Here is an 11,549-nt window from a genome sequence, read left to right on the forward strand (position 1 = left end):
AAAAACCAGCCATATAAATGAGAAAATTAATCATCGCCCTGCTATTGGGTTCTTCCTCGGGTGTTTATTCGCAAAGTGCTTATTCGCATAAAGACTATTCCTTTGTCTATCAGAATGATTCCATCATAAAAAAGGGAATTTCTCTGTATGAGAGCCAAAAATATGATGAATCGATTAAGGAATTTGATAAAATAGAAAAAACCGATCCACGGTTTCTGGATGCGCAGTATGAAAAAGCACTATCGCTTTATGCCATGAAAAAAAACGAGGAATTTGAAAAACTGATGAACGATTTACAACAAAAAAATCAGTTTGAAAAATCGCCTAATTTATATACGCTGTACGGTAATTATTTAAGTGATGCCAAACGTTACGACGAGGCCGAAAAAATCTTCCTCGAAGGAGAAAAACTTCTGGGTAATTCCTCCAATTTTCTCTATAATTTTGCCATTCTTTATATCCGAAAAGAAGAATCACAAAAGAGTATCGAATTGCTTAAAAAAGTGATTGTTAAAAATCCGAATCATGCTTCGGCTCATTATTTCCTGGGATTTTTAGCTCTTGAAAACGGTAACATCACTGAAGGAACCCTGGCATTGCTGAGTTACATCACATTGGCACCTGACGGAAAATACGCCAAAGAAGCGGTATTAAAACTGAACAAAAAATTCGGTGAAAATTATCTGGAAAAAGGCAAACTTGTTTTTTCGAAATCGGGTGACAATTTTGAGGAAATCGATGTTATTTTAAGAAATCAACTGCCATTAAAAAAAGCTTACAAGGTAAAATCTGACTTTGACGATATCGTAATCCGTCAGGTTCAGGCAGTTGTTGAATACACAAAAGAGCATAAATCCGGTGATGGCTTTTTCGAAAGCACTTATCTTCCCTGGATTAAAGACATTGCCGAAAAGAATTATTTTGAAGGACTTTCCTATTATATCTTATTGAGTCTGGAAGACGATTTGGGCAAAAAACTGACTTCCCACAAAAAAGAAATTCAGGGCTTTCAGCAGAAATACATCGAAACGGATTTCTGGAGAATGTTTGCTACGCGAAAAACAGAACATTTCGGAGAAACGAAAGAGGTTTTGGTGTACCTGAAAGACAATGTTCCTTATGTGGTGGGGACCTATGTTGACGGTAAAAAAGAAGGAAAATTCAAGTTGCTTGACGAATACGGTAACGTTTCCGGCGAACTGAATTTTAAAAATGATCTTTCGGAAGGTGTTCAGAAATACTTTAACAGTAAAGGACAACTTATTGAGGAAAGAACCTATATCAACAACAAACTGGAAGGTAAAAAAACAGAATATTTCGAAAACGGAAATATCAGTACCATCGAAAACTATAAAGATGATAAATTAGAAGGAGTTTCCTCGACTTATCATATAAACGGGGGGAAATATTGCGAACTGAACTTTAACGACGGGAAAGAAAACGGCATATTAACCTGTTATTATCCCAATGGCAAGGTAAAATCTTCCATTTCTTATAAGGAAGGAAAAGTTGACGGTCAATACATCAAGTACAACGAAGTGGGTGATATTGAGGAAGAAGGAACTTACGCTAACGGAGAACTGAACGGAAAATACACTACTTATTTCAGCAAAAAGGATATCAAATCCGAAATAACATACGTGAACGGAAAGGCCAACGGCGTTTCTAAAAAATATTTCAACAACGGAAGTATCGAAGAAGAAAACACCTATGAAAACGGAGATCTTCTGAAAACAACAGAATATTATCCTACCGGAAAAAAATCGAAAGAAGGCATCTATACTGATAAAGGAGAATCAGAAGTGTATTCCTATTTTGATGAAAACGAAAACAAATACTTCGAAGGAAAGTACCGTAAAAATGAATTGAAAAGTGTGTTTCAGTTTACTAAAAACAATCCGAAACCCACTCCAATCAACATTAACAAAAAACCGGTACAATTCAGAAATTTCAACGGAGAGGTTATAATCACCGGTGAATTTGAAAAAGGGTTCAAAAACAAAACATGGGAGCAAAAGTTCTCCAACGGTGTAGTCAAATTCAAGGAAACCTACAACAAAGGAACTCAGGAGGGCGTAACCTATAACTACAACAGAGACGGTTCATTAAACTCGATTACCAATTATGCCGATAATAAGATAAACGGTCTGTATGAAAGTTACGAATACGGTATTCAGGATGAGATGATTTATTTTGAAAACGGCGAAAAAAGCGGTCCTTATAAAACATTTTTTGCTGACGGAACCACCGAAACAGAAGGTTTTTACGATAATGACGAACTCAACTGTGACAAATCGGAATATTGGCTGAGCGGCAAACTGAAATCCAAAACCACTTTTAAGGATGGTGAAATTACATCTTTCAAAAGATTTGACACCAACGGCGAACCAAACAGTACTTTAGATTACAAAAACCGCAGCGGCAATCTTACTGTATCACTTTTCAATGGTACCGTAACAGAAAACTACGACATGGTTAACGGCTACTTTAACGGTAAATACATCGAGAAAGACAAAGACAACAACCTTATTGCGGAAGGGGAATTCGTAAACGGCATGCGCCACAATTATATGAAATTCTATGGCCCTGCCGGAAAACTGTCCTATGAAAGACCTTACTATTCAGGAGTACTTCACGGACTTAACAAACAATATGACCTGGCAGGAAATTTAAGAATAGCCGATGAATACGTTTACGGAGATGAGTACGGAAAAACAACCCGATACTACCATAATAAATCAAAAGTATACGAGTATACACAGCTGAACAACCTTATGGAGGGCGATTATACTTATTACAATCAAAAAGGAGAAGATATCCTGATTGTCGGCTATCAGAATAATGCCCCAAAATATTATATTAAAAAAGGTAAAGACGGACAATTGAATGATAAACATGAGATTACCGGGGAATCGGCAGAAATTACTTCCCACTATCCTAACGGAAAACTGGCTATTACACTGACGCTTGACAAAGGAGCTCTGAATGGGAAATTCATCATCAACAACACGGAAGGAAAACCTGAAATAACAACCACTTACAAGAAAAACTTTTCCGAAGGCGAACGTTACGAATACTACGCAAACGGAAACATATACAAAGTTGAGCGTTTAAAATCAGGGGATTTCGAAGGTTTACAGGAATATTTCGCAGAAAACGGTAACCGAATACTGACTGCCAATTATAAAGACAATAATTTACACGGTGATGTGGTTCTTTACAAAGACAATAAACCTGTGGTAACAAAAAAATACGACACAAATGAATTGGTCCAAATCATTAAATAGCCTTTCTGCTGTAGCCATGATACTCTGCTGTATCGATGGCTACAGTCAGAATACCATAAAAGAGTACAAGGTAAAATATCCGGATTACAATGAACTCATTTTAAACGATATCCAATCCTATAAGATTTCGATTGAAGATGACAAGCTGAAAATCTTTCAGGACAGCCGATCCGAATCAATGATTTTATCCGATATCGGAATCCATAACAACAAAGGATCATTCACACATTCCGATCTGGTGAAGTTAGTGGACTATGAAGCCTATTCCGTTATCACCGAAAAAGGAAAGGACAAGAAGGTAAAAGTTACCCAAATCAGCGAAAAATTTTATGATGACAGCAATGTGTTTCACAGCGCCATAAAGGAAAAGCAGGTGATCTTCCCTAACCTTGAAACCGGCGCCAAAAAAGTGCTGAACTATACAACCGAATTTGTGGATCCGCATTTGTTACATAAGTTCGTTTTCGGGAGCGGTTTGCCTATTGAAAACTCTTCTTTGGAAATCACAACCGATAAAAACATCACCATCGGTTATAAAATTTTTAATGATCCTGACAATAAAATCGAATTTACCAAAACCGAAAAAAAAGGTAAAATCTATTACAAATGGACGCTTAAAGACATAAAACCTTTAAAATCGGAGGCTTTTGCTCCCGGGTTTCTGTATTTTGTTCCGCATATTGACATTTACATTAAAGACTACACCGTTGACGGGAAAAAAACAGATGTTTTAGACGATGTTTCAAAACTCTACACCTATTATCGTGGCTTTGTAAACAACCTGAACAAAACCGAAGATCCAGCCTTAAAATCGTTAGTTGAGAAAATAACCGAAGGCAAAACAAGTGAAAGCGAAAAGGTGAAAAGCATTTACTATTGGGTTAAGGACAATATCAAATATGTGGCTTTTGAGCAGGGATATGAAGGCTTTATTCCGAGGGAAGCAAAACTTGTATTTGAAAGGAAATTTGGTGACTGCAAGGATATGGCAAGCATTATTACCGCTATGTCAAGGTTGGCAAACATCAATACGGTTTACATCACATGGATCGGAACGAGGAACATTCCGTATTCTTATTCGGATTTGGCAACGCCTGCTGTCGACGATCACATGATAGCAACTTACAAAAGAGGAAATGACTATATTTTCCTTGATGGAACCGATAAGGAAACCGAGTTCGGAACTCCTTCATCTTTTATACAGGGAAAAGAAGCCCTGATAGATGAAAACGGAACCTTTAAAGTGGTTTCTGTACCGATTGTCACTTCCGCCAAAAACGAAGTCCGAGAAACACTTAAACTGAAAATAGACAACGATGTGCTTTCCGGTAACGGATCCATAAGTTTCTTCGGTTATAACAAAGGGCATTATCTCGCTCAGATTGGGGACGCAACCGGCAAAACCCGCTTTGAGATGATAAAAAGCCTTGTACTGAAAGGAAACAATAAATTTAATCTGAAGGAATTCGCGGAAAACAACATCAGCGACAAAGACAAGCCTTACGAAATCAATTACGATTTCCAACTGGAAAATTATGTTCTTAAGGTCGATAACGAAATATTTGTGAATTTAAATTTGGACAAAGCCTATGAAAGCCTGCTTTTGGAAGAAGACAGGAAATATAAGATCGAATTGGATTTCTTAACCTACAACAACGCTGTCTATGAGTTGGAAATTCCTAAAGAATACACGGTTTCCTATCTGCCGAAAAACACGGTTTTCAATAATGACTTAATGGAAGTGGAAATTAATTACGAACAAAAGGATACTAAAATCATCCTGACCACGAAAATTAAAATTAAAAAAATATTGTTCGACAAATCCGAAAAAGATCTTTGGAACCAATCCGTAAAAAATCTTAAAAAAGCCTATAACGAGTCGATAATCCTTAAATCAAAAAAATGAAAAAAATCCTTCTGAAAGCAACACTTCCATTTGTGTTTTTCCTGTTTACCTATACTGGTAACGCACAGGAATATACTTTTAAAAACTACAACTGGGATGAGAAACTAACCGCTGTTGAAATACCGGAAAAATATAAAACCTTAAATGAGGTAGTTCTTGAACGGGATATAAAAATCGAATTATTAAACGATAAGGGCGCTGCAAAACAATTTTACCTGTTTCACGAAAAAGTCGCAGTTAACACAGACGACGCAATTGAAAGAAACAACAGGGTTTACATTCCGCATACCGGTAACGAAAACTTATTGGAAAAGAAAGTGCGTGTCTTTTTGAAAAACGGTAAAGTTGTCACCCTTAACAACAACGACATCAAGGAAGAAATTGACGAGGAAAGAAACATCAAATACAATTATTTTGCCATTACCGGTTTGGAAAAAGGGGCGATAATCGAGAAGTTCTTCATTCTGGAAGAAGTTCCCGATTTGGATGGTAATACCGTAAAAATTCAGGATGAATATGTTATCGCTAAAATGTCTTTTGAACTTATCTATCCGGAGCATCTTATTTTCAAAACCAAAACGTATAACGGTTTAAAGGATGTCACAACCGATGAGGAAAAGTATGAGTCGAAAAAAGTCATTACACTGACAGAAAACGATATTCCGGCACTTGAAAAAAACGAGGAATACTCGAACAGAACTGCGGCCTTAAAAATGATTCGTTACAAATTGGATGAAAATCTGTACAACGGCTCGAAAAACCTGTACAATTACAAAACCTTCGCTTCGAATATTTTTGACCGTTTGCACCAGCCTTTAGACAAGAAAGACACCAAAGCTATTTCGGAATTTTGCAAGACTATCGCAAGTTCAAAAGAAACTAAGGAGTTAATCTGGAATATTGAAGACAAGGTTAAGAAAACCATCACGTATGACAGATATATCGACAACAAAAACACGATAAGTGAGGTAATCAAAACCAAACAAGCCAATCAATTTGATATCTTAAGGCTTTACATTGCGGTTTTTGATTATTTCAAAATTGAAAACAATACCGTACTGACTTCGGAACGATTCGGAATTCCATTCGACAAGGATTTTGAAAGCTACGAAAACCTGAATGAGTTACTATTCTATTTCCCGACTGTGGACAAATACATTACGCCGACAGAAGTCGAATACAGAATTCCGTTGTTCCCTGCCCAATTAGGAAACAATAACGGCTTATTCATTAAATCGAAAGAATTCGCAGGTGTTAAAATGGCTGTCAGTGAAATTAAATTCATAGCCCTTCCCGGTACGGAATTAACAACCGATATTATGGAAATCACCATCGATTTATCAAAAGACATAGAAAATCCCACGGTGAGTTCCGAGTTTTCATACGGAGGCTACTCTGCCATGAATTTGCAACCGATAAAAGATTATGTTTCCAATGACGATTACAAAACGATTTTTAATTCGGTTATCGAAAATTACACCAATAAAAAAGAGAACGAAAACTTCAAAACCGCAAATGAAGGTACAGCCAATGTGGGGAAAAATCCTTTCCTTTTGGAATTCAAGTATGCCGGTAATGAGTTGGTTCAGAAAGCTGGAAACAATTACCTGCTGTCATTAGGTTTGGTAATCGGAAAACAAATGGAACTTTACCAGCAAAATAAAAGATTACTGCCGGTAGAGCTACAGTATCCACATGCTTATACTCGAAAAATTAAGGTTATCTTACCGCCAAACGTGGATACAAAAAATATGGATAAGATAAATATGGACAAATCACTGGTTCTAAACAACAAGACGGAAGCCCAGTTTAAGAGTACCTACACCAAAACAGAGAATCAGCTAACCATAGAAAACACTGAGTTTTATAATATTGTCAACTATCCGTTAGAGAAGTTTGAAGAATACAAAACAGTAATAAATGCTGCTGCAGACTTCAACAAACTTGTTTTAATTCTTACCCAAAAATAAGAAACTGACAAAGAAGCTGTCATTCCGGAGACTGTAGAAATCACCTAATGTTAAACCAATATTTTTTGATTTCTTTTTCCAGTCGGAATGGCAGCTTTTTCATTTCACCTCATTAGCATTCTTGGCTTCAATATATTTCGACATATACCTCGTACTCTGCAAGGTATGATGTTGCAGCAAAGCCCCAATAAAATTTTGCTGTCGGTGAACTTCAATATTTGACATCAGATAATCAATTTCAGCTTGCAATCCGCTTAAAAAATCAGCTTCGGAAAACCGTTTTCGTATGATTTCTAAACCATGTTGTCGGGCTGTTTCCCAGATTGACGGATTGGCATACAATTCGACTGCTCTTTCGATAAAACCCTCGTTAGTATCCTCGATAAAACCATTCCACGGCAAATCACCATGCATGGCTTCTGCCCCGATTGAAGTCGTAACTGATGGCGTTCCGTAAAGCATCGCTTCCAGTAATTTCCCTTTTATTCCGGCTCCGAAACGAATGGGTGCTAATAAAACCCTTGCACTCTGAATCACTTCTGCAGCGCTTTCAGCACGACCTTTTATAAAAAATCGCTCTTTCGGATTATTCAGCTGATGTACTTTATGTGAAGGATAAGCGCCGTAAATTAACAGATTGGCTTTGGGTAGTTTTTTACTCAAAACCGGCCAAATTTCCGATTTTAAAACCTGAACGCAATTCCAATTTGGCTCGTGCAGAAAGTTTCCGATGAAAACGAAATCGGTTCGTTCTTCGAATGCTGATTTTTCGAAAAGTTCATCCGCTTTGGATTCATTCACCAAAATCGGAAGATAAAACAATAAACCCTGATCCACTTTAAAAAATGACTGCAACAGCTCCATCTCAACTTCGGAAATCATCAGCGTCAGGTCAGAACGGTAAATACTGGCAATTTCTCTTTTGGCAACATCCGAAAAAAGCATCGTTTCAGAAAATTCGATTTGCTTCCTATAAGCCTCCTTTCTTGCATCCCGTAAACAGTGTAAATCTTCGGTATCCAAGAGACGAATAGCGTCCGGACAGGATTCGGAAACCCGCCAGCCAAATTGTTCTTCTACCATAAAACGGTCGAAAAGCACAACATCTGGTTGTAAATCAGAGACAAACGCATTAAAAGTACTATCATTCATCTTCACAAGTTGACAAGACACACCAATTTTCGTCAGATCAAAAGCAAAATCAGAACTTACCGATGTACTGGCGTACGTGATTTCAAATCCACACGACTGAAAAAAATAAATCAGCTGCAACATCCGGCTTCCGGCAGCGGAAGAGGTAGGTTCCACCCAAACCGAACTGATAATTAAGAGTTTTTTATTCTGCATGTCCAAAAATACTCCGCCTTGGGTTACAAATCCAAAAAAGAGCTTAATTTTGTCTAAAATAATGCAGAATGTTAGGTTTAAAATTAGCTACCGACCCGCGTTGGGTAAATATCGTAGAATCGAATATTGAAGAAATATTAACCGATCACGCCTGGTGTGAGCAAAAGGCAGCCACCAATGCGATTCACATTATCGCACAAAATTCTGAAAACGAAGAATTGGTTACCGAAATGATACGCATTGCCCGTGAGGAACTGGAGCATTTTCAGATGGTTCACGAAATCATCAAGGAACGCGGACTAACCCTAGGCCGCGAGCGGAAAGATAATTACGTAAGTGAACTTTTCAAGTTTTCAAAAAAAGACGGCAGCCGGAACGATTCGTTAATTGAGCGTTTACTTTTTGCAGCGATGATTGAAGCCCGAAGTTGCGAACGGTTCAGAGTCCTTTCCCAAAACATCAAAGATGAGGAATTGGCGAAATTCTATCATGATCTAATGGTTAGCGAAGCCGGTCATTACACTACCTTTTTGAAACTGGCCAAAAAATATTCAGATAGAGTCGACGTCGACCAACGCTGGAAAGAGTGGTTGGACTACGAAGCGAGTATCATCACCAATTACGGGAAACAGGAAACTGTTCACGGATAAAACACAAAAACCAATTCATTATTACGGATTGGTTTTTTATTTGGAGCGAATGTCCCGATAGCTATCGGGATGGTCTTTACTTGCCATCCCTTTTCCTGCTTTACGCTTCAATCTCCTACCACTTTTAACAGTGGCGGGAGATTTCCACTGCAATCAGGGCTAGTCATGAAAGTATAGTGTCGATTAGCAATCGTAATATAAAACTTGTCGCAAAAAATCCTCATCAAAAGAATGATGAGGATTTAAAATAGTCCTACTTTTTACGGTAAACTTAATTTCCTTATCCGTACCCTTTAGTTCTTAAATATTTTAATAACCCTACTGTTCTCTTCCCCAAGATGAATAAAATACATCCCACTTTGCAACGCATTCATATCTATAAACGCTTTTTCATTTTCCAAAACCCCGTTCTGAATCCATTTCCCGGACAGATCGGAAATAACGTACTTCAGATCAGAAAAATCCCCACTAATCATCAGATACTCATAAGAGGGGTTTGGATAGACGATTACATTGTGATAATCAAAATCGGAGACAGCCAAAGAACCATAGGTATATGTAAATCGCAAATTATTGTTCCACATCCCTGCTACAGGAGTTCCCCACAATTGATTGACTACCTGAAAAGGGGTTCCATTAGCGTTGTTTGTATAATTATTCTGTTGGTCGTCTACCCAGGCACTTCCATTCCAATTTTGCATCAGTGAATGGATTATATAATTACTTGCATTGTAATTATTAATCGTCTGCGTTTCATTAACCCAACTAGCCCCATTCCAGGTTTGGGTAACTGTAAGTGTGATTTTATTTCCTACATTATAAGTATAATTTGTTTTTGCAGAATTTACCCAAGAACCCGCACCGGCAGCATTCCATGTTTGTGTAATAACCTGATTCACTGATCCGTTAGCGTTATTGGTGTAATTCGATTGCGAACTGTTTTTCCAACTGCTGGAGACAGGATCCCACGTTTGGAATAACCCATTCGTTAAATAATTGCTCGCATCATACGTATTTGATTCTCTGGTACTCAGCATCCAAGTACTAAGCACCGGGATCCAACTCTCGGAAACTGCCGTAAGCACTTTTTTTACGGCAGTATAGGTATAAGTTGTTCTATAAAAATTGTCCCATCCACTACTTCCGGGATTCCATAATTGCATGATCATCTGATTTACAGTCCCATCAGCATTATTAAGAAATTGAAGTCGACTAGCATTAATCCATGACATTGTACCTGTATCCCAACTTTGGTTTGTCGTAGTTGTCAAATAATTGCTACCATCATATGTGTTCAATGATCGTACAGCATTTGTCCAATTGGGATTGTTCCAGGTTTCAGTTAAAACCATCTGAAGGTTCTGACCGGAGAGTTGTAAAGTCAACATCATGCATATCAAAAATAACACAAGACTTCCTATGCTATTTTTTTTTAATTCCAACGTATTTACTATTTTCATTTTACTTTTTACTTAAAATCCGTCTATTGACAATAGAGATAGTCTCTTTAAGGACATTCACATCCACATAACAGTGTCTCAGGCTACAAGTAAAACCTCGCATTCATTTAATGTAAATTGTTGCAAAAACAGCAAGACAAAACAATAAACACTAAACTAAACCTATTTGGATTTGGAAGTGCAATAGTAGTTTTAGAAATTAGGTAAAGTTAGTGAAATTATTTTTACTCATTAATGCAAATTGCTGATTATCAGTAATTTATCATTTGAATTGAAGTGCTCATAAGCTATTTAGCAATAACTTTTACAAAACAAAAAACCACCATTAATTAGTAATTGCTGCAGAAAGTGTAATGCACATATAGAATTTCTTATGTTTCTCAATTCATTAAAAACGGAAAGGTCCAAAACAAAAAAAGCATCCGCTTACTCTCCCACAGGATTGCATTGATTTTACCTTTATTTTTTCTAAAAATAAAACCGATATAAAACAAAAACCACATTATTGAATGAAGTATTTCAAAAGAAAGCCAATACTCCCATAGGATTGCACCGATTTTACCTTTATTTTTTCTAAAAATAAAACCTATATAAAACAAAAAACCTCATTGTTGAATGAAGTAATTCAAAAGAAAGCCACTACTCCCATAGGATTGCACCTATTTTACCTTTATTTTTTTTAAAATAAAACCGATATAAAACAAAAAACCTCATTGTTGAATGAAGTATTTTTAAAAGAAAGTCGCTAATCCCACAGGATTGCACCTATTTTACCTTTATTTTTTTTAAAATAAAACCGATATAAAACAAAAAACCCTCATTGTTGAATGAAATAGTTTTCAAAAGAAAGCCACTAATCCCACAGGATTGCATTGATTTTACCTTTATTTTTCCTAAAAATAAAACCAATATAAAACAAAAAACCCCTC

At 36.9% G+C, this 11,549-nt stretch carries 6 protein-coding genes; 4 read left to right on the top strand and 2 right to left on the bottom strand.

All coding sequences use genetic code 11. From position 1 onward, the window contains the following. The first annotated feature begins 17 nt into the window (after positions 1-17). Genes FLJC2902T_RS07195 through FLJC2902T_RS07205 form a run of 3 tightly spaced genes read left to right on the top strand, consistent with a single transcriptional unit; the run spans position 18 to position 7,163 of the window. Positions 18-3,287 (top strand): toxin-antitoxin system YwqK family antitoxin, encoded by a 3,270-nt coding sequence (locus FLJC2902T_RS07195; RefSeq protein ID WP_023579140.1) that lies wholly within the window; start codon positions 18-20, stop codon positions 3,285-3,287. Further along, positions 3,262-5,193 carry a transglutaminase-like domain-containing protein gene (locus FLJC2902T_RS07200; protein ID WP_035677676.1) on the top strand — a complete coding sequence of 644 codons (1,932 nt, stop codon included), beginning with the start codon at positions 3,262-3,264 and terminating at the stop codon, positions 5,191-5,193. Before FLJC2902T_RS07195 ends, FLJC2902T_RS07200 begins: the two co-directional genes overlap by 26 nt. After that, a complete protein-coding gene (locus FLJC2902T_RS07205; protein WP_035677679.1) occupies positions 5,190-7,163 on the top strand; it encodes a DUF3857 domain-containing protein in 1,974 nt (657 codons plus the stop codon). Before FLJC2902T_RS07200 ends, FLJC2902T_RS07205 begins: the two co-directional genes overlap by 4 nt. Before the next feature lie 99 nt (positions 7,164-7,262). Here FLJC2902T_RS07205 and FLJC2902T_RS07210 read toward each other — a convergent pair whose 3' ends face one another. Further along, the gene (locus tag FLJC2902T_RS07210; RefSeq protein ID WP_023579142.1) at positions 7,263-8,510 is read right to left on the bottom strand and encodes a glycosyltransferase; all 1,248 of its coding nucleotides are present in this window, start codon (positions 8,508-8,510) and stop codon (positions 7,263-7,265) included. A gap of 68 nt (positions 8,511-8,578) precedes the next feature. Between FLJC2902T_RS07210 and miaE the strand changes: the two genes are divergently transcribed. Further along, positions 8,579-9,160 (top strand): tRNA-(ms[2]io[6]A)-hydroxylase, encoded by a 582-nt coding sequence (gene miaE / locus FLJC2902T_RS07215; protein ID WP_023579143.1) that lies wholly within the window; start codon positions 8,579-8,581, stop codon positions 9,158-9,160. Between the two features lie 293 nt (positions 9,161-9,453). On the opposite strand, the gene FLJC2902T_RS07220 is transcribed toward miaE, so the two are convergent. Further along, positions 9,454-10,620 (bottom strand): T9SS type A sorting domain-containing protein, encoded by a 1,167-nt coding sequence (locus FLJC2902T_RS07220; RefSeq protein WP_035677683.1) that lies wholly within the window; start codon positions 10,618-10,620, stop codon positions 9,454-9,456. Positions 10,621-11,549 lie beyond the last annotated feature (929 nt).

It is taken from the genome of Flavobacterium limnosediminis JC2902 (assembly GCF_000498535.1).
GTDB lineage: Bacteria > Bacteroidota > Bacteroidia > Flavobacteriales > Flavobacteriaceae > Flavobacterium > Flavobacterium limnosediminis.

Coding starts and splice junctions, on each gene's coding strand:
- miaE (WP_023579143.1), top strand. CDS start 8,579: ATGTTAGGTTTAAAATTAGCTACCGACCCGCGTTGGGTAAATATCGTA.
- FLJC2902T_RS07200 (WP_035677676.1), top strand. CDS start 3,262: ATGAATTGGTCCAAATCATTAAATAGCCTTTCTGCTGTAGCCATGATA.
- FLJC2902T_RS07210 (WP_023579142.1), bottom strand. CDS start 8,510: ATGCAGAATAAAAAACTCTTAATTATCAGTTCGGTTTGGGTGGAACCT.
- FLJC2902T_RS07195 (WP_023579140.1), top strand. CDS start 18: ATGAGAAAATTAATCATCGCCCTGCTATTGGGTTCTTCCTCGGGTGTT.
- FLJC2902T_RS07220 (WP_035677683.1), bottom strand. CDS start 10,620: ATGAAAATAGTAAATACGTTGGAATTAAAAAAAAATAGCATAGGAAGT.
- FLJC2902T_RS07205 (WP_035677679.1), top strand. CDS start 5,190: ATGAAAAAAATCCTTCTGAAAGCAACACTTCCATTTGTGTTTTTCCTG.